Source organism: Nocardiopsis sp. EMB25 (genome assembly GCF_026797795.1).
In the GTDB taxonomy this organism is placed as follows: Bacteria; Actinomycetota; Actinomycetes; order Streptosporangiales; family Streptosporangiaceae; genus Nocardiopsis; species Nocardiopsis lucentensis.
This window is the reverse complement of the sequence record NZ_JAMTDN010000001.1, coordinates 2802382-2827599: the sequence shown is the minus strand read 5'-3', so window position 1 is coordinate 2827599 and position 25218 is coordinate 2802382. Positions and strand designations below refer to the sequence as shown.

The following is a 25218-nucleotide window of genomic DNA, read 5'->3' as shown; positions in this document are numbered from 1 at the left end:
CGTGTCGTTCGACCGTATGTGGGCCGACCTGGCCCCGGTCGGGCGCGATGCCGACAGCGGCGGCTACCACCGGTACACCTGGGCGGGCGCCGACACCGACGCCCGCGCCTGGTTCACCGGGGAGGCGGCCGCGCGCGGACTCGACGTGCGCACCGACCGCAACGGCAACCTGTGGGCCTGGTGGGGCGCGCCCGGCCCCGGCGCCGTGGCCACCGGATCCCACCTGGACTCGGTGCCGGACGGCGGGGCCTTCGACGGGCCGCTCGGCGTGGCCAGCGCCCTGGCCGCCGTCGACGAGCTGCGCGCCCGCGGTGTGCGGCCCGCCCGTCCGCTCGTGCTCGCGGTGTTCGTGGAGGAGGAGGGCGGCCGCTTCGGGGTGCCCTGTCTGGGCAGCCGCCTGACCGCGGGGGAGATCTCCCCCGAACGGGCGCGGGGGCTGACCGACGCCGACGGTGTCACCTGGGCGGAGGCGATGGAGGGGGCCGGGCACGACCCGGACCTGATGGGCCCCGACCCGGACACCCTCGCGCTGCTGGACGTGTTCGTCGAGCTGCACGTGGAGCAGGGACGCGCCCTGGAGGACACCGTCCACCCGGTGGGCGTGGCCAGCGCGATCTGGCCGCACGGCCGGTGGCGGATGGATTTCACCGGCCGCGCGGACCACGCGGGGACCACGCGCCTGGCCGACCGCAACGATCCCATGCTCCCCTTCGCGCACACCGTCCTGGCCGCCCGCGCGTTGGCCGAGGAGCATGACGCCCGTGCCACGGTGGCCAGGTCGGTGATCGTCCCGAACGGCACCAACGCTATTCCGTCCCTGGTCAACGCCTGGTTGGACGCCCGAGCCGACTCCGAGGACACGCTCATGGCCGTGGTCGAGGGCGTGCGCGCCCAGGCCGAGGCCGCCGCGCGCGAGCACGGTGTCGGGGTCGCGATGACGGCTGAGTCGCTCACCCCGCTGGTGTCGTTCACGCACGGACTGCGCGACCGCCTGGCCGCCGTCGTCGGCACCCGGGCCCCCGATGCCCGGGGGCCCGTGCTTCCCACCGGTCGTCCACCATCGCCCGAAGGCGCTTCGCGGGGTGGCGGGTTTCCACCCTCAACGGCCACTGGCGTGCCGATTCTTCCCACCGGCGCCGGGCACGACGCCGGTGTGCTCGCCGCCCACGTGCCCACCGCCATGCTGTACGTGCGCAACCCCACGGGGGTGTCGCACTCGCCGCAGGAGTGGGCCCGTCCCGACGACTGCCATGCCGGGGTGCTCGCCCTGGCCGATGTGCTCCAGGACCTGCTCGCCCGACCGGTGGGGGAGGCCGCGTCGTGACCGGACGTGAGACCGACGTGCGGCGGTACTGGTGCGAGTGGGCCTGGCTGGGCGGCGACGCCCCCGTCAGCGGCGTGCTGCTGGAGGTGGCCGGCGGGCGGTTCACCTCGGTGTCAGCGGACGCCGACCCGGCCGGGGACGCCGAGGTCCTGACCGGCCTGACCCTGCCTGGTCTGGCCAACGCCCACTCGCACGCCTTCCACCGGGCCCTGCGCGGCCGTACGCACGCGGGCGGCGGTTCCTTCTGGACCTGGCGGGAGGTCATGTACCGGGTCGCCGAGCGCCTGGATCCGGACGCCTACCTGCGCCTGGCCCGGGCGGCCTACGCGGAGATGGCGCTGGCCGGTGTCACGTGCGTGGGCGAGTTCCACTACCTGCACCACGCCCCGGGCGGTGCGCGCTACGCCGACCCCAACGCGATGGGACATGCCCTGGTCGAGGCGGCGGCGCAGGCCGGGGTGCGCCTCACCCTGCTCGACGTGTGCTATCTGTCCGGGGGGCTGAACGAACACGGCTCGCACCTGCCGCTCACCGGTCCGCAGCTGAGGTTCGGCGACGCGGACGTGGCCGGGTGGGCTGAGCGCGTGGCCGCCTTCGCCCCGGAGGGCGGCCACGTCCGGGTCGGCGCGGCGGCCCACTCGGTGCGGGCGGTCCCGGCCGAGGACCTGCCCGGGGTGGCCGCGTTCGCCGACGAGCGCCGGGCTCCCCTGCATGTCCACGTGTCCGAGCAACCCGCGGAGAACGCCGCCTGCCTGGCCGCCTACGATCGCACACCCACCCGGGTGCTCGCCGACGCCGGCGCCCTGACCGAACGCACCACCCTGGTGCACGCCACCCACCTGACGGACGGGGACGTGGCCGCGGTCCGCGACTTCGGGGCGACCGTGTGCCTGTGCCCGACGACCGAACGGGACCTGGCCGACGGCCTGCCCCGCACGGGCGACCTCGTGCCGGCGCCGCTGAGTCTGGGCACCGACCAGCACGCGCAGTCGGACCTGTTCGCCGAGGCGCGCGGGGTCGAACTCCACGAGCGGTTGCGCACGCACCGGCGCGGCACCCTGGGCAGCGGCGCGCTGCTGCGCGCGGCCACCGCGCACGGTCACCGCTCGCTGGGCTGGGCCGCCGAGGACGGGGACGCCGACGCGGGGGAGCTGCGCGCCGGGGCCAGGGCGGACCTGGTCAACGTCCCCTTGGAGGGGGTCCGGCTCGCCGGGGCCGACCCCGCCCGCGCCACGGACGCGGTGGTCTTCGCCGCGACCGCCGCCGACGTGCGCCATGTGATGGCCGACGGTCGGTGGACCGTCCGCGGCGGCGTCCACACGCGCCTGTCCGACACCGCACACGACCTCGACACGGTGATCAAGGAGCTGCACTCATGACCGACACGCCCCGCGCGGTCCTCGTCGACGACATCGCCACACTGGTCACCAACGACCCCGGTCTGGGACGCGGGTCGGTGGGTGAGATCGCCGACGCCGCGCTGGTGATCGAGGACGGGCGTGTGGCCTGGGCCGGGCCGCGTGCCCAGGCCCCGGACGCCGACGTCCGGGTCGACGCCGCCGGGCGCTGTGTCCTGCCCGGCTTCGTCGACAGCCACTCCCACATCGTGTTCGCGGGCGACCGCAGCCGTGAGTTCGCCGCCCGGATGAGCGGCCGGCCCTACTCGGCGGGCGGTATCCGCACGACCGTCGCCGCCACCCGGGACGCCAGCGACGCCGAACTCCTGGCGGGGGCCCGCCGCCTGGTGCGTGAGGCCCGCGCGCAGGGCACCACCACCCTGGAGGTCAAGTCCGGGTACGGGCTCACGGTCGCGGACGAGGAGCGCAGCCTGGCGGTGGCCGGGCGGGTCACGGACGAGGTCACCTTCCTCGGCGCCCACGTGGTCGCGCCGGAGTACGCCGACGACCCGCAGGGCTACGTCGACCTCGTGACCGGGCCGATGCTGGAGGCGTGTGCGCCGCACGCGCGGTGGGTGGACGTGTTCTGCGAGCGCGGAGCCTTCGACGAGGAGGCCTCACGGCGGGTGCTCGCCGCGGGCGTCGCCCGCGGTCTGCTGCCCCGGGTGCACGGCAACCAGCTCGGTGAGGGGCCGGGGGTGCGGCTGGCGGTGGAGACGCGCGCCGCCTCCGTCGACCACTGCACCCACCTCACCGCGGAGGACGTCGACGCCCTCGCGCAGGCGGCCGGGCGGCCCGACCCGACCGTGGCGACGCTGCTGCCGGGGGTGGACTTCTCGACCCGTCAGCCCTACCCGGACGCGCGGGCGCTCATCGACGCCGGTGCGCTGGTCGCCCTGGCCAGTGACTGCAACCCCGGATCGTGCTTCACCTCCAGCCTCGCCTTCTGCGTGGCCGTCGCCGTCCGCGACATGGGCATGACACCGGATGAGGCGGTATGGGCGGCGACGGCGGGTGGCGCCCGTGCGCTGCGCCGTACGGATGTGGGCCACCTGGCGCCGGGCGCACGCGCGGACCTCACGCTCCTGGAGGCGCCCAACCACCTGTACCTGGCCTACCGGCCGGGAGTTCCGCTGGTGGCGGCGGTGTGGAAGGACGGTGAGCTCGTCTCGGGACGTCCCTGACCGGGCCCGAGCCGGCCCCGGGCCCGCCCGGTTACGCCGTATCACGCGCGTCCAGCAAACCTCCGCCGGAACTCAACGGACGCCTAACGTCCGCGAAACGTGGGTCCCCGACCGTGGAACCACGTCGGTGCGCGTCCCGTCGTCGCGGTCCAGCGCCGTACCGCGGCGACGGGAGCACCTTCATCCGAGGGGGACACTGTGGGCCTGTGGCGGATTAGGACGGCGGTCGAAGACCGGCCCGGAGGGCTCGCCGCGGTCGTCGGGGCTCTCGCACGGCACGGGGGCAACATCGTCGACCTGTCCCTGCACACCGATGTGGCGGGCGTGGTCGACGAGTTCGTCGTGGACGTGCCCGGAAACCACGCCCGGGCCGTCCGCGAGGTCGCTCGGCTGAGTCCCTCCGGCACGGTGACGGCCGTCCCCGCCCACAGGCGCGAGGTCGGGGACGACGTCACCCGGGCGCTGCTGCTGACCGCGCGGTTGCGCGCGCACCCCAACCGGCTGCCGGAGGCGTTGGCGGAGCTCCTGCTGGCCGACGACGCGTGTTGGACCAACCTCACCCGGATCGAGGAGGCCGGCGACGCGGACGAGGGAGGGGCCATGCTGGTCCCCGTCGGTCCGCTGCGCGGGGTGCTGGTGCGCCGTGCCTCGCACCCGTTCACCTGGACCGAGTCCAGCAGGGCGGACGCCCTGGTGCGTTCGGTGATGCCCTCGACGGGGCCGGTCCCCACCGACCGGGTCGTGCGTACCGGGGAGGGAGCGGTGCTGTCCCTGAGACAGGTGCGTGACAGTGACGCGCCCGCCTTGAGCGATCTGCACCGTCGCTGCTCGGAGGAGACGGTACGCAACCGGTACTTCACGGGGATGAGTGAGCTGAGTCCGCACATGCTGCGGGTGTTCTGCGATCCCGAGCGCGGGCTGACCCTGGCCGTGCGGCCGCGTGGGGAGGAGGCGCCCGTGGCGCTGGGGCATCTGATGTACACACTGGATCCAGGCGTGGGCGAGATCGCCTTCCTGGTCGAGGACGCGTGGCAGGGCCGCGGTGTCGGTACGGCCGTGGCGCGGGCGCTGACGGTCGTGGCCGCCGACTGGGGGCTGGCCGAGGTGCGGGCGGAGACGAGTCTGGCCAACACGGGCATGCTGCGGATCATGCGCCGGATGGGCGCGTCGGTCCAGGCCCAGGGTGGTACCTACGTGCACGCCCGCCTGCCGGTCGCCGAGGCGGTGCAGGCGGGCGTGGGCGGCGATGCGCGTCGCGGTGGTCAGGTGGCGCGGTTGATGGGCCAGGGCTGACCCGTGACACAACGCGGGGGTCGGTGACCACTGGGGGTGTCTCCGATCCCCGCTTCGCCCGCCCCGCCGCGAAGCGGTCCCTCGGGCGGTGGCGGGCGACGGGAGGTGGGTGTTGCGCCGCAGGCGTCGGTTGAGGGTGCCCGCCCCGCCGCGAAGCGGTCCCTCGGGCGGTGGCGGGCGACGGGAGGGCCTTAGTCCTGCTCAGATCCGCTGTCCGCGGCGGCGTCACCGTTGTCGGCGGGGGCCGGGGCAGGTGCCTTCTTGGGGGCACGGCGCTTCTTCACCGGGCGCGAGTAGTCGACGAGGGGCTCGTAACGGGACTCGTGCTCCTTGGCGCACTCGTCGCAGGCGTCGACCTCGCGGACGGCGCCTTCCCAGGCGAACTGGATGACCTCAGTCGCCTCGACCTTCTCCTCGCGGACGGCGTGGGGATCGCAGTACTTGCGCGTGAAGACCTCGGTGACCACGGCGGGGATTTCCCTTCGGTATCGCGTGAATAGTGCGGACCCCGTAATCATACACGTGTACGAACACGGAAAACCGAGGTATGTCGGATTCCGTGATGGGTTCGGGGTCGCCCCGAAGCCTAGCGAAGACCGGGTGCTGCCCGCGCCCGCACACGACGCGTCCGCGCTGGAAGGGCGGCGGGTGTCGGCGCCGGGAGGGCGGTGTGCGGACGCCCGGTCGTGGTTTGGCGCCACTTGTTGGATTTCGCACTTCTTCGTCCGGTTCGCGTGATCGGTGTGCGTCAGTCGCGTCAACCGATTTGTGAGTTTGGCGAACACGGCCCCGTTCTCCTGGCTATCGTATTTCCCACTTCGCGAAGCACGTCCGCGCGTACGCGGTGGCCGCGAAGGAACCGGACGCGGGCCCGCGTGGCGCGCACCGGTCATCGGCGGATGCCGTGGGGGAGCGGAATCCGTAGGAGAAACGCAGGGGGAGGACCGTGGTCGAGTATATGGAGGGCGCGTACGGAAGGCGTGTCGACGGGCGGAGGGAGCCCTTTCGCCCACGGGGTCCCAGGTCGGCGGCGGCGCGACGGCGTGAGAGGGCTGACGTGGTGCGCGCGTGCGAGCGTATGTCGGTGGACCCGAGTTTCGTGAAGCTGCGAAGGAGGTTCGCGCTCCAGTCCGCTGTCCTGGTATCCGGATTCCTCATCAGTTACCTGGCTTATCTCCTGCTCTCGGCCTATGCCCGGGAATTCATGAGCATGACGGTCATCGAACCGATCAACGTCGCCCTGCTGATGGGAATCGGCCAGTTCCTGCTGGCGTTCGCGCTCGCCTGGGCCTTCGGTCGTTTCTCGGCGCGCGCGATCGATCCGCTCGCCGAGCGGATCCGTGACCGGGCGCGCGAGGAGGAGTGCATGTCCGGGCGGGTGATCCGCTGATGATCACCTTGTCCGATCTCACGCCCGGGGCCGCGGGCGGTGCCGCCGCGGGGGACGGCATCGCCCGCGCGACCCTCGACCACGCCGTCGGGTCGTTCGACCTCGCCGGTGTCCTCGGCGGCCGGTTCGGCGCCGCGCACGGCTGGACGCTCGCCCTGTGCGCCGTGTTCGTCCTCGTCACGTTGGCCGTGACCGTTCGGGCCCGCCGGACCACGCGCGGGGCGGTCGACTACTACGCCGGGGGGCGCGGTTTTTCCAGCACCCAGAACGGTCTGGCGTTGACCGGTGACTACCTCTCGGCCGCCTCGTTCCTCGGTATCGCCGGGATGATCGCCCTCCAGGGCTACGACGGTTTCCTGTACTCCATCGGCTTCCTGGTGGCCTGGCTGCTCGTGCTGCCCATGGCGCAGCTGATGCGTAACACCGGCCGCTTCACCATGGCCGACCTGCCCGCCTTCCGCATGCGTCGGATGCGGGTACGGCTCGCCTGCACCGTCTCCACCGTCACCGTGTGCGTGTTCTACCTGGTCGCGCAGATGGTCGGGGCGGGGGCGCTGGTGGCGGTCCTGCTCGGCCTGCACGAGGGAGGCACCTTCCTCGGGCTGAGCGCGGGTCAGGCGCGTTCGGGCGTGATCGTGCTCGTGGGCGTCCTGATGATCGTCTACGTCATGTACGGCGGGATGAAGGCCGCGACCTGGCTGCAGATCATCAAGGCGGTCGTGCTGCTGGGCGCCACCGGACTGCTCACCGTCCTGGTCCTGGCCCAGTTCTCCTTCGACCCCCGCGCGCTGCTGACGGAGGCGGCCCAGGCCAGCGGACACGGCCGTGCCTTCCTCGAACCGGGGCTGCGCCTGGGGGTGGAGGTGCCCGGCGATCCCGCGCGCACGATGTTCAACAAGCTCGACCTCATCAGCCTCGGCCTGGCCTTGGTCCTGGGCACGGTCGCGCTGCCGCACATCCTCATCCGCTTCTACACGGTGCCGGACGGGCGTGCGGCGCGCACGTCGGTCAACCGGGCCATCGTCATGGTGGGGGCGTTCTACCTCATGACCCTCGCGCTGGGCTTCGGCGCCGCCGCGCTGGTGGGCTCCGACCGCATTCTGGGTCTGGACCCCTCGGGCAACAGCGCGGTCCCGATGCTCGCCGAGGAGCTGGGCCGCTTGGTCGCCGGGCCGGTGGGCGCGGCCGTGCTGCTCGCGTTGATCTCAGCCGTGGCGTTGGCCACGATCCTGGCCGTGATCGCCAGTCTCACCCTGGCCTCGTCGTCCTCCATCGCCCACGACCTGTTCGGACACATCCTCATGTGGGGGCGGCCGCGCGAGTCGCAGGAGATGGGGGTGGCGCGCTTCGCGGCGTGCGCGGTCGGCGGGACGGCCATCGTGCTGGCCATCCGGGCCCAGGAGCTCAACGTGGCCTTCCTGGTGGGGCTGGCGTTCGCCATCGCGGCCGCCGCCAACCTGCCCGTCATCGTGCTCACCCTGTTCTGGCGGCGGTTCAACACCCGCGGCGTGGAGTGGGGTATCTACGGCGGACTGTCCTGCACGCTGGTGCTGATGCTGTTCTCCCCGGTGATGTCGGGCAAGACGCACCCGGTGACCGGGGAGAACCTGTCGGTGCTGCCCGCGTGGATCGACATCCAGCTCATCCCGATGGAGAACCCCGCCCTGTTCGCCGTGCCGGTCGGGTTCCTGTGCGCGGTGGTCGGCAGTCTGCTCTCGGACGAGCGCGACACCTCCCGCTACACCGAGCTGCGGGTCCGTTCGCTCACCGGGTGGGGCACCGAGTCCTCCCCCTGAGGGGGCGTGGGCGGTCGTCGCGTGCCGCCCGCGCCCGCCGACGTGGCCGCGCGGTCAGTCACCGGGGGCCTCGGCCATCGCCTGGGCCACGTCGCGCAAGTAGTCGGGCAGGCGCCCCGCCGTGCTCGCGGCGCGGTCCCAGGAGTCCCTGAACCGGTCCAGTCGCTCACGCGGGCTCACGACCTCGGTGGTGTGGCCCCGCCGCTCGCGCCGGGCCTCCCTGCGGAAGGACCCGCGCACCGCCCAGACCACCAGTGCCACCAGCGGTCGGGCGATCAGGCCCCGGCCCCGGACGTCCAGCACCGCCGACACCTCCCACCGGCCGTCGTCGCGGATGGTGGGGGAGAGCCAGGCCTCGACGTTCGCCAGCGCGTGGGTCGCCGACAGCCGGACGGGGGGCCCGGCGGCGGCGCCGTCCAGCGCCGCGTACCAGGCGCCGGTGTCGACGGTGAGCGTTCCGCTGGCCGTGCGCCAGCGGGGGAAGCGTCCGGGCAGCCGGATCCGCATCGTCGCGGTCAGGACGCCCGACGCGTCGTGGCTCACCGTCCCCGACGTCACCGGGGGCTCGCCCGTGCCGACGCCGTCGGGCATGGCGTACTCCAGGGCGCAGGTGTCCGCCTCGTCCCACGCGGTGACGGTCAGCCCCGTGCTGCTCCACCCCTGCTCCTCGTAGCTCGGCTCCAGCGGGACGCCGTCGGGGGTGAGTTCGGCGACCAGGTAGTGGCTGCGGGGCGCCAGGTGCCGTCCGGACTGCAGCTGGAGCGCGGTGGTGGTCACGCGTTCCGCAGCGCCGTCGATTTCCTCGCCCGTGTGTTGCGCGGTCCGGGCCCGCTCCCGCCGTTCGCCCCCTTCGCGATCGACGAGCCCCAGCTCCTCGGCGCGCCGGGCCAGCCGCTCGCGGGTGGGAGCGTCGGGCGTGCGCAGCCATCCCCGACCGTCGAACCGGCACGATCGGACGACCTCGTGCGCGGCGGCGACCGACCGCGTGACCACCTCCCTGTCCACGGGGGCGAGGTCGAGGACGTGGCTCAGACGAGACAAGGCATCTCCGAAGGGCGGTCGGACGCGGGGGCGCCCGGGGCGGTCCGTGCGTTGACGGGGACCAGGGTACGCGCACACCGCGTCGACACGGTCAAAATCGAAAACTTGTGCGAACTGTCTCGGTCGCGTGAGAATGGCGTACATGACGAGGTACGTCGCGCTGCTGCGCGGAATCAACCTGGGCGCCCACCGCCGCATCGCCATGGCCGACCTACGGGCACTGGCCGCCGACCTCGGGTACACCGACGTCGCCACCCACCTCCAGAGCGGCAACGTGGTCCTGTCCGCGCCGGACGAGGACCCCGCACACGTCGCCGAGCGGATCCGTGACGCGATCCACCGCGAGACGGGTATGGACGTCCCGACGGTCGTGCGCACGGCCGACCGGCTGCGCGCCGCCGTGGCCGCCAACCCCCTGGACGTCCCCGACCCCGCCCGGTTCCTGGTCCTGTTCTGCTCCGGCAGCCTGGACGTGGCCGGTCTGCGCGCGCTCGACCTGTCGGACCTGCCCGAGGAACGCCTGGCCGTGACCGCGACCGAGGCCTACACCGACCACCGACGGGGTGTCCGCCACGCCAAGGTGCCCGACATCGTCGCCCGGCACGCCGACGGTTTCCTCACGGGCCGCAACTGGCGTACCGTGCTCCGTCTGGTGGAGATGGCGAAGGGCTGACCGGGCCCCACCCCCGCCGACTGTCCGAGAGATGTCCTCGGTGAACCGAGGACGGCGCGGACCCGTCGCCGTCACGACCACGTGAGAAGGGGTGGCGCCCGTGCCGAGACGCTGGACCGTGATCCTGCGTGACCTGGCGGACACCGCGCGGCCGATCCGGCCCGAGGACTGCCACGGACTGCTCAACCACTGGTGGCCGCAGCCCCCCGAGGAGCACACCGCCGCCAAACGCTGGTCGATGAACGGGTGGCCGGCTCCGCTCGGCGACCGGCTGCACCACTGGACGCTCACCTGGTTGGACGACGCGGTCCCGCCCCCGGTCGACCCTGAGGAGTTGGTCGGCCAGCCGCAGCGCATCGGTGACCACCTGCTGGAACCGCTGTCGGTGACCCGCACCTTCGACGTCTCCTACTCCCGGATGCTCACCGCCGCACGCGGGCCGTCCTCCGTGCGCTCGGCGGCGGTCCGCAGCCGGACTCCCGTCGTCATGACCACGCGCGACGCCACGGGCGAGCGCATCCCGCACGTGTGGCCCAACCCCCGGCGCCTCTTCGGCGCGGTGCACCGGTCCGGAGGGGGGATCGTCGGAGGGAGCGGGGCGGTGGGCGCCGTCGCCCGCTTCGCCCCCACCGTGCTGGCCGAACCGTGGCTGGACCTCGTGTTCGGCGGGCTGGCCCGGGTCCGGCGCCTTCCCCTTCCCGGGGAGGACGTGCGCCTGGCCGAGCACCACCACGCCGACAACCGCACCGTTCTGGGGTGGGAGGGCGGACTGCGCCTGGACCTGGTCGGCGGTGAGCGCCGCCACGCGGACGCCTTCGCCGCGCTCCTGGAGCTCGTCGAGCTGACGGGGGTGGGAAAGTACACCGCCCAGGGTTTCGGTGCGGTCCACGTGGACACGGTGACCAGCGTGGGGACGGCCGCCCGAGTACCCGTCCAGGGTTCGCGCCGTGCCGAGGGGCGGGCCGGGCGGCGGACACCCCCGCGGGTGGGAGACACCCGCCCCCGGGTCGTGACCGAGGAGTTCAGCGGGACGCTCTTCGACTGATCCCGAAGCGCCGGTTCCCGCCCGAGGACGGCGGGCGGGGGCCGGTCCCCTCCGCGCGGGGGGCTTGGTGACGGCTCCCACCCCGTGGACGGGGGCGGGAGCCGCCTCCCGTGCCTCACATGTGACCGCCTCGGTTCCGCCGTGCCGGGTCCGCGCGACTTTCCCGCAGCGCCCGCGCCAGCCCCCGCAGGTGGGGGACCAGGTCCTGGGCGGTCAACGGCGCCGGGACGGTCGGTGCCGGGGCCGTGGCGGGCCGGGTGGGCACCGCGGGTTCCGGTACGTGCCGGGTCATGGTGGGACCTCCGTGAGGGGAAGCGGGGTGCGCATCCAGCTCTCTCGGACACTGTGTCCCGGGCGGCGGTTCCGGTGACCGGAACGGGCCAACCGGGGAGGTGAGGGTGCCGGACGGGCGCCGTTGCTGGTATCGGTGAGGGACCGTCGTCCGCGGCCTGGCCGACACCGTCCGAGAGAGGTCACCAGGACGCCCGCACGTCCGGGCCAGATCCGTGCCCCCGCCCAGAAGGAGAGCCGACCCGGTGATCGTCCCACCCGTCGCCCTCCACCGCCCTCCCGCCACTCCCCACGCCCCCCGACGGACGGCCTCCGAGCACGGTGCCCCCCTCTCGTCGTCGCCCGCGGCGCCGGACTCCGGCGCGGCGCCGGAGCTCTCCCCCGGGGACGGGACCGGGGTCCTCCCCTCCGGCGGTGTGGTGGTCGGTGTCGATCTGCGCGGTATCCAGTCCTTCGTGTTCAGCGGGCGGCGCATCCTCGACGCGGTCGGACGCGCGGCCCTGGTCGCGGAGCTGACCGACACTTCCGACGCCCGCAACGGTGTCGCCGACCTCCTGCCGCCCGACCACGTCGTCCTGCGCGACGCGGGCGGCGCGCTCACCGTCGTCCTCCCCGACCTCCCGTCCGCACGCGAGTTCACGGGGCGCTACACACGGCGGTTGCGCGACCTCGCCGGTCAGCTCACCCCCGTGGTCGCGCTGGTCCCCTACGGCCGGACGGCCGGGGCCGCCGACCCGGAGCCGGTCCCGGCGGGGGTGGATGAGGCCCTGGCGGTCCTGCCCGCACGGCTGCGGGAGGCGCGGCGCCGCATGTCGGCTCTGCACACCCCCGCCCACGGCTACGGGATCACGGCGGTGTGCGCCGTCAGCGGAGGCCCCGCCGAGGTCGTGGACAGCAGCCGCGCCGAGGACGGCGAGGCGGGCATCCACGAACGGGTGACGGCCGACGTGGCGCGGGCGCGCGGCGTCGGCCGCCGCTGGCACCGGGACAGCGGTGCCGCGTGGTTGGACGGGGCGGCCACCGCCACCGGATGCCCCGAGCTCGTGCTGCCGATGGAGGTGGACCGGCTCGGCCGCGACCACGGGGACGTCAGCCGCCTGGCCGTCGTGCACGTGGACGTCAACGGGTTGGGTGTGATCCTCGGTGACTACCGCGAGCGCGTCGCCGACCCCGAGATCCCCGGGTCGGGTGCCGTGGCCCAGCGGCGCCTGTCCACCCGCATCGCCTGGCTCACCGAGGGGCTGGCCCGTGTCCTGGTACGCGCGGTGGCCGCCACGGTGCGCGCTGAGCCGGGTCGGCGTCCGCACATCCCCGGTACGGGAGCCGCGGGGCCGGTCTCGCTCTTCCAGGGGCCGTTCGACCGGGTCCGGGTGCCGGTGCGCCCGATCGTCGTGGCGGGCGACGACCTCACCGTGTTGTGCGACGCCCGCCTCGCCCTGAGCCTGGCCAGGTACGCGTTGGACTGGCTGGACGCCGACCCCGCTCGGATCGCCGACCCCCGCGACCCCCGGGTGGCACTGCACCGGGTGCTCGCCGACGCCCACGACGGTGCCCCGGACCACGGCCCCGGTGGCGGGCGCACGGTCACCGGGCCTGACGGCGGCGTCCACACCACGTACGTGCCCACGGTCGGGGTGGGGATCGCGGTCCAGCCGGTCGGGGCCCCGCTGTCGTCGGGGTACGACCTGTGCGAGGCGATGTGCCGCCGCGCCAAGCGGTACCGGGTGGACCGCGCCGAAGCCGATCCCACCGTCGTCGACGACCACGCGATCGCCTGGACCCTCCGGTTCGACGGCGTGGACCGCGTCCTGCGCGGGCTCGACCAGGCGGCCCTGGCGCCCCATCCGCGCACCGAACTCCCGCTGACCGGCTCAGGTTTCGCGCGCTTCGTGGACCGCTATCTGTCCGGGGCGCCGGGCAGCCTGCTCTCCGACGGCGACACCCGCCACCGGGGGTGGCTGCTCTCCGCCCTCGTCCCGCTCCTGGAGTCGGGTTCCGATCCCGCACCCGAACTCGACCGCCGCGCCCGGGTGACCGGTGCCGCCGTCGATCTGCCCCCGGGGTGGACGCCCGGAGGGCTGTTGGACGCGGTCGGGGTCATGGACCTGTACCTGGACCCCCGGTTGGCCGAGGCCCTGCCCACGCACCTGCCCCAGCCCTCCAACCGCCCCGGCGCGGCCCCGTCGGTGAAGGGCCCGCCCCGGTGAGCCGCCCCGACCGCGTCACCGTGTACCTGGCCTCACCGGCTCTGTTCGTCGGTGCCAGCGCGGACGGGACGGGCGCGGACACGGACGTGGTCACCGATGACCATGGTCTGCCCCGCCTGCCTCGGCACCGGTTGGCCGCCCGTCTGCGGGAGGGGGCGGCCAGCGCCCTGACCGTCGCTCCGGAGCTGTCCCGTGCCGCCCGCGAGGCCCTGGGCCGGGACCGGTCCCACGGCGCCGACCGCATGCTGCGCGTGGGCCACGCCGTCCTCGGCGACGGTGTGCGCGCCGCCGTCGCCCGGGCTTTGGCCGGGCGCGAGGAGCCCCTGCGCACCACCCTGCGCCGGGCGGTCACCGACGCCTACACCACCCTGGAGTCGGGGGTCGAGGTCGGCCCCGGAGGCGCTCCCGAACCGGGGCGGCTGCGCACCCATCGCGTCCTGCTGCCGGGGCTGACCCTCACCGCCGCGCTGACCTGGGCCGAGCCTCCGAGGGAGGAGCACTGGCGGATCCTCGCCCGCGCCTGCCTGGCCACGACGCGGATCGGGGCGAGGGCCGCGCGCGGCCGGGGCCGCGTCGACGTCCGACTCGCCGGCCCCGGAGCGGAGGACCCGCACGCCACCACGTTGCGGCTGGCCGCCCCGCCCGCCCCGGCCGTCGGTGGATCGGAGGTGGCCCGGTGACCGCCGACCCCACCCTCCACAGCGCCTACCTGCCGCTGCGCTACGTCCTCACCGACACCCTGGCCGTGCGTACGTCCTACGACCCCCTGAGCATCGACTCCGACCACGTCATCAGCGGCCGGGCCCAGCGCGGTATGCTCGCCGCCGCCCTCCGACGCGCCGGACGCCACGACGACCTGGACGCCTGGGTGGCCCGAGGCGACATCGTGCGCTTCGCCCCCGCCCACCCCAGGCTGGAACCCGGCGCGGATCCGGTCTCCGGGCGCTTGGAACGCGCGGCTGTCGCCCTTCCGCCGCCCGCCTACCTGTACACGCCGGGCAAGAACGGGGACACCACCGTCGACGTCTTCGGTCCCACCGACCCCGCCACCCCCTACCGCGCGGTCCGCGACCCGGTGACCCCCGATCGAACGTTCCGCGCCCAGGTGCGTACGACCGCCGAGCAGTACCTCGGGCGGTCCCGTGTCGGAGCGGGCCGCCAGGGCCTGCCCTTCCTCACCACCACCCTCGACCCGGGCCAGGTCTTCGAGGCCCGTTGGCAGCTGCGGGCCCCCGACCCCGACTCCCTGTACGCCCTGGCCGAACGCGTGGTCGCCGCCCTGGCCGAGGCCGACGGCACCCTCACCCTGGGATCGGGCGGCACTCGGGCCCACGGAGGGGTCCGCGTCGCCCCCGCCGACCCCGACCGCCTGCTCTCACCCGACCGCGTGGACCCCGCCGACCCCGACCGTTCCCGGCCCGCCGGGGCCCCGGTCGACCTCCTCCTGCTCTCGCCCGCGCTCGTCGTGGACGACCACGGCCAGCACCGCCCCCAGTTCCTGGTCCCCGCCGTGCTCGCCCTGCTGGCCCGGGTCCTGCCCGGCACCCGCGCCGAGGTGCTCGCCAGCCACGTGGAGGCCGAGGCCGTCGGCGCCTACCACCGGGGCTACCGGGGGCCGATGGCACAGCGCTGGGCGGCCCGGCCCGGCTCCGTCGTCCGGTTGCGCCTGGACCGGGACCTGACCACCGAGGGGGCGCGGATGCTGGAGGCGCACCCGCTGGGGGAGCGGGTGGTCGACGGACACGGCCAGTTCACTCTCGCGTGTCCGCCGCCGCCCGAGCCCGAACCCCTCGCGCCGGTGGCCGTGCCGCTGACGGGCGGGACCGCCCCCGCTCCGCCCGCCCCGGAGGACGACGACCGAGTGCGTGCCCTCTTCGACGACCTGCTCTGGAACGCCGCGGCCCCACCCGTTCGCGCCCACGCCCGAGAGCTCGCCCAGGGTTCGGCGCACCTGCTCACACCGCTCACGCCGAGCTTGCTGGGCCGCCTGCGCGAGGTCGTCGCCCACCCCCACCACACCCCGCAGGACGCCCTGGCCGCCCTCGAACGCACCGTCGCGGGCCGTCCCCCGCGCGGCTCGGACGACGACGACCGCTCCGGAGCGCGCGGGGTCCTGCGTGACCGAGCCGTGCGCGCCCTGGAACGAGCCCGCCTCCTCCGCCCCGGTCGGCATGGAACCGTCAGCGTCCGCGCCTGGTTGGAGGGACTCGCCGACGGCACCGCCGCCTGGTGGGCCGACAACCGGCCCGACCCCGACCACGACCCCGCCTACGCCGAGGCCGTCGCCGCCGTGGACCTGACCCTGTTCGACGGGCGCCCGCCACGGACCCGTCCGAGCGGGCTGTCGGAGTCCGCCCTGTCCTGGGAGCGCCGTGCGTCAGCGCGTCTGTGCCTGCTGCTGGTCGCCTCCTGGTTGGCCGAGGCCGCCCGGGCCGCGCGCTCCGTGCCCGACGGCCCTGCACCCCGTGAACGGGGAGGTCGGCGGTGAGCCCCGACCCCGTCCCGCCGCCCTTTCCGCCCGCACTGGTCTGGGAGGTGACCGCACGGCTGCGCCTGCTCTCCGACACCCATGTCGGAGCGGCCCAGGCCACGCCCCGCCATGCCGCGGAGACCGATGTCGACCTGTGTCTGGACCGCGACCCGCGCACCGGGTTGCCGCGTCTGCGGGCCACGACCCTGGCCGGGATCCTGCGGCACGAACTGGCCGACCGCACCGGTGACCCGGAAGGGGTCCGTGCGCTCCTCGGCGCCTCAGAGCCCCGGGACGAGGTCGGCCAGGAGGTGCCGCCTCCCGTCCCCAGCGCGCTGGACCTGGACGACGCCCAGGCCGAACTGCCGGAGGGGGCCGCGGTCGCGGTCCGGGTGGGAACGCGCGTGGACCCGGCGGCCGGGGCCGTGCTCCCGGGCCGGACGTGGCAGTGGGAAGTCCTGCCCTCCGGGACGGTCCTCACCGCGCACCTGCGGTTGGCCGTTCCCGCCCCGGAGGACGAACCGCGGCTGTTGGCGCTGCTCGTCCTGGCCGCGGGAGGTCTGGACGGCGCGGGGCCCGGGGCGCGTGTCGGGGGCAGGTCCGGGCGCGGATACGGGTCGGTGCGGGCCGAGCGCTGGTCCGTGCTCCGCCACGACCTGTCCGAGGAGCACGGGTGGTTCGCCTACCACGCGCGCACGTGGGCCGAGCGCTGGTCGGGGGACGCGGCGGCGGACGGGGACGCGGCCGGTCTGGCGGACGCCCTCGGCGGGGCACTGGTCGTCCACGGGCGTGACGCGGCCGTCGCCGAGCTGGTCGCCCGGTCCGCCGTCGCCGACCGTCGCCACCGGGCCGAGCTCCACCTGACCCTGGCCGTCGCCGAACGCGCGGCGCCGCCCGGGGCCGACGGGGCGCCGGAGCCGCGCCCCGGTCTGCTCATGGTCGGGGATGTGCCCGTCGGCGACCGGATCGGGGAGGTGGACCGTGCCCACCGGTACCGCCCGGTCGTCACCGGCGCCGATGGTTTCCCGGGTGCGTCAGCCTTCCCCGCCGACCCCGCTACTCCCACAGGTCCCCCTGGCCCCAGTGCCCTCAGCGGTCCTGCCGGTTCGACCGCCTCCACGGGGCCCACCGACGTGCGCCTGGCTCCCGTCCTCGGTGACACCGCCTTGTTCTCCCTGTTCAAACGCATCGCCGCCCGCCTGGTACGCGACACCGCCGAGCACCTGGGCGGGCCGGTCACACGATGGCGGCGTTGGCACACCCACTGGTGGGGTGCCGACACCGAACGCGACACTGAGCGCGGCACCGCCATCCCCCGCCCCTCCCGCGTACGGCTGCGCTCCACCCCCGCGCTGTCCGGCGGAGCGCCGCTGACCGCCACTCGCCTGACCGTGGACTCCCTGTTCGGTGACGCCGTCGACGGACGCCTGTTCACCACCGACCTCCACTGCGGCGGCGCCGCCGACGTCGTCCTGGATGTGCGCGACCCCGACGACGCCCTGCTCGGCCTGCTCGCCCTGATCGTCCGGGAGCTGGCCACGATCCCCTTCGAGACCCTCGGCGCGGGCTCCGGCGGCGGCAACGGCCGTCTCACCGCCACCCGCGCCGCCGTCACCGTCCACCCCGGCGACGGCGGCCCGCCGCGCACGCTCGACCTCCTCACCGCTGTGCTCGCCCCCACCAGCTCCGAGGCGGCCATCGCCCGCGGCTGGCTCGCCGCCCTGCACGACCGACTCGCCCCCGACGAGCCGACCGGAGGTGACGGGTGAGCGATCGTCCCCCACAGCCCGCGGGCCTGGCCGTCCGGCCGCTCACCCCCGAACAGATCCACGGCGTCCTCACCGACGTGTTCGACCGCGCCGCGCGCTGCCGCCTCCTGGACACGGGCGTGGCCGGCCTCCCCGCGGCACCGGGCCATCCCCAGTGGCTGCTCGCCGAACTCGGCGACGTCCGCGTCACCGGCTCCTGCCACCGCGACCGCTGGTACCGGTCCGACACCCTCCCCGGCGCCGCGTCCGGCGCGCTCCCGGCCCGGCCGGCCGTGGATCCGGACACCGACCGCTGGCGGATCCTGGAGGTCCTGGTCTTCGGTCCCCGCGCGCAGATCCGCCTCGGCGAGCGCGCCGAGGCTGGCTGGATCAGCGCCGACGCCCCCGGCGAGGTCCCCGACTGGCTGCGTCCGCGCGACCGTTCGTTCCTGCTCCAGGGCTGGAACGGGCCCGGGCACAGCTACACGGCGGACGCCCGCGCACCCCTGTCCGTGACCACCGAACCCGGTGGCTCCGAGGCCGTACTTCCCGTGGAGTGGGCCGACTTCTCCGGGCGCCACCGGCCGGTCCCGGGCGGACGCACGGCCCTGGAGAGCCGCGGCACCTGGCTGACCGTCCGGGAGTACTGGGCGAGTGATCCCGCGACCGGTGCCGTCGGAGTCGCCTTCCACCGTCTCACCGGCCTGTCCGCAGGGCTCAAGCCCACGGGTCCGGAGATCGACGTCGGGTCCGGTGACGAGATCCCGGGGGCGGCGCACTGATGGGCGCGCCGCACGGGTCCGCCGCGTGCGGTGGCGGTGACGGGCGGGAGCGCGGACCTTCGCCGCGCGGGGGAGACGGGTACCACGCCACGGCCCCCTACGGCCTCGTGCGGTTGGCCGACACCCCCATGCCCGCAGCCGACCTGCACGCCGGTTTCGTCACCGGCGACCTCCTGCGCAGCCACGACCGGACGGTGGAGGGCACCCACTCGGGCTGGATCGAACTCACCCTGACCACGCTCACCCCCACGTTCGTCGGACAGACCCTCGACCGGGGCGCGGTCAACGTCTCCACCCGTTTCCCGTACGGCGACGGCACTCTCCCGGCCATCCCAGGGCCGACCCTGCGCGGCCTGGTGCGCAACACCGTGCGCATGCTCACCGGTGGAGAGACCGGTCCGGTCAACACCCCCATGCTGTTCTTCCGCGCCCCCGTGCGCATCGACCCCGACAGCGCCGACAGCACCCTGTCCACCCGTGCCCGCCAGGTCATGTCCCACCAGCACGCCCACTACCGCAAACGCCGTGCGGGCCTGCGCACCAAACAGGGCTTCCTCTTCCACTCCTCGACCGAGGACCGGTGGTACGTCGTCGAGGTCCCGGCCACCCCGATCACCGCCGAGGCCGGGCAGGCGCTGCGGGTGTCCTTCGACGTCCTCCGGGAGAGCCTGCGGGCCTGGGACTTCGGGGTGGCGGACTTCCCCGATCCGCCGCGCTCGGGCACCTACGTCCCCACCACGCACGACCAGCACGGCCGTCTCCAGTACCGCTGGGTGCACGCGGTCCACCTGCCGGGGGAGAGGCGCGTGGCCGCCGTGGCCCCCACCGCGCGTGAGGCCCGGCACTACCTCGACTCCCGCTCCCCGCACCCGGTGGGTGGCGACCGCGGCGGGATCGTCCCGTGCCTGACCGTCCTGACCGGTGTCGCGGCGGGGGAGCGCCGTAACGCCTACCTCTTCCCCCGGCCGCCGGACCTGCGGCGAGGGCGCGCACCGGTCCCCGACGCCATGGTGGCGCTCTTCGAGTCGGCCGAGCAGATCACCGGCTACCAGCGCGTCGCCTTCCCCGACGGCCTCGGGGCGTGCGCCGGGGACCCCGGTCGCCCCCCGGTGGCCGGGGCCAGCGGCGGAGGGTTGCCCAGGAAGGGCCTCGAACCGGTCTGGTTCGATGTCGACATGTCCGGTGAGGTCGTCTCCTTCGGCCGGTCGGGCGGCTACCGGATCGCCGTCAGCGACGACAACCCCGTCCGCCGTGCCGTCCCCGCCCGGGTCCTGGGGCCCCAGCACGGTGATCCCGACCGCGCCGCCCTGGCGGGCCGCCCCGTGGACGTGTGCCGGGCCATGTTCGGCGACACCGACACCTTCGCCGGGGAGGCGGGCGCCTCGAAGGGGAGGGTGTCCTTCGGCCACGCGCTCAGCACCGACCCCGAGCCGGACTATCCCGACGGCGCCGCGCTGCGCGTGCGTCTGCTCTCCCCGCAGCGCGGCTGCTTCGCCAACTACCTCGTCCAGGGCCCCGACGCGGCCGAGGGGGACCGTCCCGACATCGTCACCTGGTCGCACGAGGGCCGCGTCCGACTCGGCGGTTACAAGACCTACCTGCACCGGCACCGCGCGGACCTGGGCCGACCGGTGCGCTACGACGACCGCGCCCAGGAGGAGCTGGGCATCGCCGTCGTGGCCCGCGGCCACCGGGCCGAGCAGGTCCGGGACACCCAGCGCGACGTCGTGCCGGTGCGCGACGGGCTCACGTTCCGCTCGCGCCTGGCCTTCACCAACCTCACCGACGGGGAACTCGGGGCGTTGCTGCGTGCCCTGCTGCTCGACAACCCCGTCGACGGCGGCGATCCCGCCGACCCGGCCCACGCGCACAAGGTCGGTATGGGCAAGTCGCTGGGGATGGGGAGCGTGCACCTGCGTCCGGAGCTGTACCTGGTCGACCGGCGTGCGCGGGCGGTGTCGCTCGACCCCGCCGCCGGTGTCGCACGTGCCGGGCCGGAGCGGGTCCAGGGGTTCCTGGACGCGTTCGGCGCGGCGCTGGTGGCCCGTAGGCTGCCCGGAGAGCCGCGCCCGGAGCGGTGGCGCGAGGTCGACCAGGCCGTGGACGTGTGCCTGGCCAGCCGATGGCGCGACCGGCTGCCGTGGGAACGCACGGCGGTGATGTCGCTGAGGGAGTTCGCCGAGTACCCCGTCCTGCCGCCGTTGACCGTCCGGTTCGGCATGACCGGGCAACGGGACGAGGAGTGGTGAGGGGCGCCGGGGCGGTTGGGCGCGGACCCGGGGCCGTGGCACGCCCTGTCACCGTCGGGGCCGGTCTCACCCCTCGATCATCTCGGCCAGCGCCTCCAGCAGGTCGGCGCGCAGGTCGGGGTCGTCCTGGGCACCGGACCATCGTTCGGGCACGCCGGAACCCTCCTCCAGCAGTGCGCGCAGCAGGCCGTCCAGGGCGCCACGCGGGTCGGCGTCGAAGGCTCTCCGCCCAGCCTGGGCGAGCTCGGCCAGGTCCCGGCCGGTGTCCCTCAGCCACGCCTGTTCCGCGGGGGCGAGGACCTCGCGCCGACCGGTGGTGTCCTCGTCCGTCGCGGGGGTCTCGGAGACCGGGGCGTACGGGGCGCTGCGGGCGCGGCCCCGCGCGCTCTGCACGAGGCGGAAGTGGACGGGCATGTCCACCGCCATGCGCCCCAGCACCCCGGTGAGGCGGCGGGCGACGTCCTCGCCGCTCAGCCCGGGCAGGATCTCGCGCAGGTGCAACCGACGCCGCTGGTCGGGGGTGCGGCCCTGGTCGGCGTCGCGTCCCGCGGCCAGTTCGGCGAGCTTGCGCAACAGATAGTCGCCGGTCGCGGTGGAGACCAGGGGCGGTTCCTTGGCCTCGGACACGGGGCGGCCGTGTAGGTCGGCGATGGGCACGGCGCTGCCGTCCTCGGTGAAGGAGACGGTCTCGCCCGGGTGGATGTCCTCGGGCAGGTCGGCGGCGGGGTTGCCCCACCCCGCGGTCAGCACCAGCAGCGCCAGGGCCTCCTGGTCGACCACGTCTGCGGCCACCCGGGCGACGTCACGGCGCTGGGCCCAGCGGCGGGGCCGTTCGGAGAAGGCGCACCGGGTCCGCCCGCCCGCCGCCGGCTGCGGGTAGACACGGCGCAGGTTCTTGTACGAGCGGTCACGGCGCACGTCGTCCAGGGCGTCGCGCAGCCGGTGGGCGGCGGTGCGGTCGACACCGGACGCCGTGGGTACGGCGCGCGCCATGCGCACGGCGATGACACTGGTCGGATCGCCTCCGTGCACCGGGCACGGGCAGTGCTCGGCGCACAGGTCGACGTAGTCGCAGAACTGCTCGGAGTGACCGGTGCAGCCCTGCGCGGTTCCGTCCGCGGAGCAGGGCCCGCACCCCACCACGCGGGTGAACGCGCGTAGGAAGGCGGCGGAGCCGAACAGCTCCCAGGCGGAGCAGTGGTGCGTGCTCACGAACTCTTCTCCCCGGGTGGTCCGGGGCCGGGTCGCTCTCCCAGCCCTCCGGGAAAGCGTGTGTGAGAGTCGATGAGACTGTGGCTGACACCCCCGCGTTAACGGGAGGTCTGACCACAAAGTAGGGCGGTCGTGTGCGGACTGTCAACGGTCGGACCCGGTCCCGAAGCCCCCTCTTCGGCACCCGGGGTTACATAGCAGACACCAGTCCCACCCGTCACAGGTCCGGTCGTACCGGAACGTCCGGGCAGGGCGCGCCGGTGTGTCCGAGAGACGGCGATGAGCACCCCCCGACAGGGTGGGGCACGGCCGTCCGCGACCGCGCGGAGGCCGTCGCGGAGCGAGAGGAACGGAGGTCGCCGGATGTCGGTGGTCAACCTGACGCCGCATGTGGTGACAGTCGTCGACGAGCGTTCACGCGTGATCCGGAGCTGGCCCCGGGCGGAGCGCCCGGCGCGTGTGGAGGCCGTACGCGTACCGATACCCGAGGCGGACGGCGTGCCCGCGGGGGTCCCCCTCGTGGCGGAGCGGCGTACCCGCGCCGACCTGCCCGAACCACAGGAGGGGGTGTGGTTCATCGTCTCCTCGGTCGTCGGCTCGGCCCACCCCGAGCGCCACGACCTGCTCGTCCCCTCCGACCTCGTCCGGGACGGGCGCGGAGTGGTCACCGCCTGCCGGTCGTTCGTCGTCAGCGGCTCACCGGTGTCCCCCCGGCCGGAGCTGGCGGGACGGTGAGCCCGGTGCCGCCGGTCACGCCAGCCTCTCCCCGCCACGACCGTGTGTTCTTCCGAAACCACATACGGTCCGCGCCCCCTGGAGGATCGGACCCACCTGATCTAGCGTGGAGACCCCAGGAGCACCCGTCGCGGAAGGGCGCCGTGGACACTCCCCGTACCGCCGTCGTCCTCGTGGGCCGCAACCCCACCCCCGCGCTGCTGTCCTGTCTCACCCTCCCCGCCGCCCACCTCGTCCTGCTGTGCAGCGACGGGACGCGGCCGATCGCCCTGCGGGTCGCGGACGCCGCCGACCGGATCGCCGCCCCCGCCTCCGTCCGGGCCCTGAGCGTGGGGCCCGACCCCCACGACTTCTCCGCCGTGGCCGGGACCCTCGACGACCTCCACCGCGCCCACGGAGGGCGGCCCTGGTTCCTCGACTACACCGGCGGCACCAAGGTGATGAGTGTGGCCGCCGCCCTCTGCCACGAACGCGCGTTTCCCCACGCCGGCCGGTGGCGCCACTACCTCGACGCCGCGGGCGACGTCCTGCGCACCGCCGACCCCACCCGCCCCGGGCTGCCGCTCTCCACGGCCGGGGTGGACCTGCGCACCCTGGCCGAGGTCCACGGCGCCCGGTGGGTCGACGACCGCGACCCCGAACCCGTCCGCCTCTTCGCCCAAGGCGGGAAACAGGCGCTCCTGGCCCGCTACCCGGACATGTCCCCGTCCGTCAGACGAGGTGTGGTCGCCGAGGGGCGTGTCCTGTCCCACCTGCGACGACACCTGCGGCGCCAGCCGGAGACCGAGGTCCTCGGCGCCCGCCAAGTCGCCGACCCCGTCCACCCGACCGGCTCCGTCGCCGACTTCGACGCCGTGGTCCGCCACCGTCACCGGGTCCTGTGCGTGGAGGCCAAGACCCGGCCCGGCGACGTCGTCGCCCGCGCCGGGTGGACCGTCGCCAAGGCCCGAAGGGTCTTCGGCGCGGCCGCCCAGGTCCTGTTCGTCTACACCGGCCCCGTCGTCCCGGGGCTGCGCGAGAGCATCACCGACTACAACCCCGCGCTCTCCGCCCGGCTCGTTCACGTGTGGAACCTGGACGACCTGCTGAGGAGGCTCACCTCCTTCGACGACCTGCGCAAGGCGTTCTTCCCGGCCCCGCGCGGCCGCGTGCCCGAGGGGTCGGCGCTGGACCACCCCTTCGGGGCGCACGGTGGGCCCCCTCCACCCCACCATCCCGGGCCGGAGGACCGTCCCGTCCTCGTCACCTCCCTGGGCGGCAGTCGCCTGGGTACCTTGACCGCGGTCCACGCCCACCGGCCCGCCCGCGCCCTCGTGCTGCCCTCGGCGCAGAGCCTGCGCGACAACGTGCGCGTGTCCGCCGCGCGGACCCTCCACGCGGTCGAACACCCCGACGCCGCGCCCGCCGACGCCGTGCTCCTCAGAGAGGCCGGATACCGCGACCGCGTGCGGCTGACCCCCGATCCGGTCGACGGCTCCGACGCCGAGGCCGTCGCCGCCGTCGCCCACGACTGGATCGCCAAGGAGACCGCCGACACCGTCCCCGCGCCCCCGGTCGTCGCCGACATCACCACCGGCACCAAGGCGATGAGCCTCGGCCTGGCCCTGGCCGCCCTCCGCTCCGGCGCGTGCGTCACCTACCAGCTGCCCGCCGACCGCGCGGTCGTGTGCCGCACCCACGGCGTGCTTCCGCTCACCGGCCGCGCCGCCGTCGACTGGCCCCTCGTCCTTCCCGGGTACGTCCCGCTCGACGGGCCGCTCAGCGCCCGCGCCCGCCGGGCGGCGCGCGGCCAGGTCGACACGGCCCTGGTCGACGCGGCGCGCGCGGCGCTCGTACGCGCGGCCAGCGGTCCGGTCGGGGTGTGGATGGACGCCACGCTCACCGATCCGGAGGCGTGCCTGACCGCGCAGGAGCGGCCGAGCCTGGTGCTCACCTTCGACGACCGCGCGGTCGGCCTGGCCGCGCCCGCCTGGCGACGGCGCCGCGCGCACGACGGCCGGTCGCACGAGGTCACGCCGGGGGCGTGGGCGCAGAGCGTGTTCGCCGCCACCGTGCACCTCCAGTTGCGCTGCGACGTCGCGGGTGTGGTCGTGGCGCTGACCCGACCGGGCGGGGACGTGGGCCGGGCACGCGAACTCGTGGCCTGGATCGCGCACACCGCACCTGAGGAGGACGGGGGGTCCGCCCGCCTGGCGTTCGGGGAACCACTGCGCCCGGTGGTCGCCACGGCGTCGCCCGACGCGCTTCCGGACCTGTTCGACACCGACGTCAGCCGTCTGTGAGGTCCGCTGCGTCCCGTGGCCGGAACCCGCCACCCACTCATGTCCGGACGTTCCGCTTGGCGCCGGCCGCATCAGTCATGGCGCCGGTGCACGTGGTGG

Annotated in this window: 20 protein-coding genes; 16 read left to right on the top strand and 4 right to left on the bottom strand. The window is 74.7% G+C overall.

Annotation, left to right across the window (positions count from 1 at the left end; all coding sequences use genetic code 11):
• The first annotated feature begins 1 nt into the window (after position 1).
• The 4 genes from KIK06_RS12110 to KIK06_RS12095 all read left to right on the top strand — a co-directional run bounded on the left by KIK06_RS12110 (position 2) and on the right by KIK06_RS12095 (position 5198).
• Complete coding sequence (locus KIK06_RS12110; protein ID WP_268643218.1) at positions 2-1324, top strand: allantoate amidohydrolase; 1323 nt, start codon at positions 2-4, stop codon at positions 1322-1324.
• On the top strand, positions 1321-2703 hold the full coding sequence (locus KIK06_RS12105; RefSeq protein WP_268643217.1) for a formimidoylglutamate deiminase: 1383 nt from the start codon (positions 1321-1323) through the stop codon (positions 2701-2703). The genes KIK06_RS12110 and KIK06_RS12105 overlap by 4 nt, the downstream gene beginning before the upstream one ends.
• Positions 2700-3905 carry an imidazolonepropionase gene (gene hutI, locus KIK06_RS12100; protein WP_268643216.1) on the top strand — a complete coding sequence of 402 codons (1206 nt, stop codon included), beginning with the start codon at positions 2700-2702 and terminating at the stop codon, positions 3903-3905. Before KIK06_RS12105 ends, hutI begins: the two co-directional genes overlap by 4 nt.
• 198 nt (positions 3906-4103) lie before the next feature.
• Positions 4104-5198: a GNAT family N-acetyltransferase gene (locus KIK06_RS12095; protein WP_017598455.1), complete on the top strand. Its 1095-nt coding sequence runs from the start codon at positions 4104-4106 to the stop codon at positions 5196-5198.
• Positions 5199-5389: 191 nt separating this feature from the next.
• Here the strand turns inward: KIK06_RS12095 and KIK06_RS12090 are convergent, their stop codons facing one another.
• Positions 5390-5665, bottom strand: a complete 276-nt coding sequence (locus KIK06_RS12090; RefSeq protein WP_017598454.1) for a hypothetical protein — start codon at positions 5663-5665, stop codon at positions 5390-5392.
• 611 nt (positions 5666-6276) lie between these two features.
• On the opposite strand from KIK06_RS12090, the gene KIK06_RS12085 reads away from it, so the two are divergent.
• Entirely contained in the window at positions 6277-6588 is a 312-nt protein-coding gene (locus KIK06_RS12085; RefSeq protein WP_017598453.1) for a DUF485 domain-containing protein, read from the top strand.
• A complete protein-coding gene (locus KIK06_RS12080; protein WP_268643215.1) occupies positions 6588-8384 on the top strand; it encodes a solute symporter family protein in 1797 nt (598 codons plus the stop codon). Before KIK06_RS12085 ends, KIK06_RS12080 begins: the two co-directional genes overlap by 1 nt.
• 54 nt (positions 8385-8438) lie before the next feature.
• Here the strand turns inward: KIK06_RS12080 and KIK06_RS12075 are convergent, their stop codons facing one another.
• Positions 8439-9425, bottom strand: coding sequence for a hypothetical protein (locus KIK06_RS12075; protein WP_268643214.1), 987 nt, complete (start codon positions 9423-9425; stop codon positions 8439-8441).
• Positions 9426-9567: 142 nt separating this feature from the next.
• Here KIK06_RS12075 and KIK06_RS12070 point away from each other — a divergent pair, with 142 nt between their 5' ends.
• Together KIK06_RS12070 and cas6 are read left to right on the top strand one after the other, a co-directional pair.
• Positions 9568-10098, top strand: coding sequence for a DUF1697 domain-containing protein (locus KIK06_RS12070; RefSeq protein WP_327084644.1), 531 nt, complete (start codon positions 9568-9570; stop codon positions 10096-10098).
• 91 nt (positions 10099-10189) lie between these two features.
• The gene (cas6, locus tag KIK06_RS12065; RefSeq protein ID WP_268643212.1) at positions 10190-11143 is read left to right on the top strand and encodes a CRISPR system precrRNA processing endoribonuclease RAMP protein Cas6; all 954 of its coding nucleotides are present in this window, start codon (positions 10190-10192) and stop codon (positions 11141-11143) included.
• Positions 11144-11258: 115 nt separating this feature from the next.
• Here the strand turns inward: cas6 and KIK06_RS12060 are convergent, their stop codons facing one another.
• Complete coding sequence (locus tag KIK06_RS12060; protein WP_268643211.1) at positions 11259-11435, bottom strand: hypothetical protein; 177 nt, start codon at positions 11433-11435, stop codon at positions 11259-11261.
• Positions 11436-11850: 415 nt separating this feature from the next.
• Between KIK06_RS12060 and KIK06_RS12055 the strand changes: the two genes are divergently transcribed.
• From KIK06_RS12055 to KIK06_RS12030, 6 genes are all read left to right on the top strand, one after another.
• Entirely contained in the window at positions 11851-13641 is a 1791-nt protein-coding gene (locus KIK06_RS12055) for a hypothetical protein (protein ID WP_268645950.1), read from the top strand.
• Positions 13638-14321 (top strand): hypothetical protein, encoded by a 684-nt coding sequence (locus tag KIK06_RS12050; RefSeq protein WP_268643210.1) that lies wholly within the window; start codon positions 13638-13640, stop codon positions 14319-14321. The genes KIK06_RS12055 and KIK06_RS12050 overlap by 4 nt, the downstream gene beginning before the upstream one ends.
• Positions 14318-16129 carry a hypothetical protein gene (locus KIK06_RS12045; protein ID WP_268643209.1) on the top strand — a complete coding sequence of 604 codons (1812 nt, stop codon included), beginning with the start codon at positions 14318-14320 and terminating at the stop codon, positions 16127-16129. Before KIK06_RS12050 ends, KIK06_RS12045 begins: the two co-directional genes overlap by 4 nt.
• Positions 16126-17880: an RAMP superfamily CRISPR-associated protein gene (locus KIK06_RS12040; protein WP_268643208.1), complete on the top strand. Its 1755-nt coding sequence runs from the start codon at positions 16126-16128 to the stop codon at positions 17878-17880. Before KIK06_RS12045 ends, KIK06_RS12040 begins: the two co-directional genes overlap by 4 nt.
• Positions 17877-18641 carry a hypothetical protein gene (locus KIK06_RS12035; protein ID WP_268643207.1) on the top strand — a complete coding sequence of 255 codons (765 nt, stop codon included), beginning with the start codon at positions 17877-17879 and terminating at the stop codon, positions 18639-18641. Before KIK06_RS12040 ends, KIK06_RS12035 begins: the two co-directional genes overlap by 4 nt.
• A gap of 128 nt (positions 18642-18769) precedes the next feature.
• Complete coding sequence (locus KIK06_RS12030) at positions 18770-20890, top strand: TIGR03986 family type III CRISPR-associated RAMP protein (protein ID WP_442789822.1); 2121 nt, start codon at positions 18770-18772, stop codon at positions 20888-20890.
• A 66-nt stretch (positions 20891-20956) separates the two neighbouring features.
• Here the strand turns inward: KIK06_RS12030 and KIK06_RS12025 are convergent, their stop codons facing one another.
• A complete protein-coding gene (locus KIK06_RS12025) occupies positions 20957-22102 on the bottom strand; it encodes a hypothetical protein (protein WP_268643205.1) in 1146 nt (381 codons plus the stop codon).
• A 363-nt stretch (positions 22103-22465) separates the two neighbouring features.
• On the opposite strand from KIK06_RS12025, the gene KIK06_RS12020 reads away from it, so the two are divergent.
• A complete protein-coding gene (locus KIK06_RS12020) occupies positions 22466-22837 on the top strand; it encodes a hypothetical protein (protein WP_017598441.1) in 372 nt (123 codons plus the stop codon).
• 143 nt (positions 22838-22980) lie between these two features.
• On the top strand, positions 22981-25119 hold the full coding sequence (locus KIK06_RS12015; RefSeq protein ID WP_268643204.1) for a CRISPR-associated protein: 2139 nt from the start codon (positions 22981-22983) through the stop codon (positions 25117-25119).
• Positions 25120-25218 lie beyond the last annotated feature (99 nt).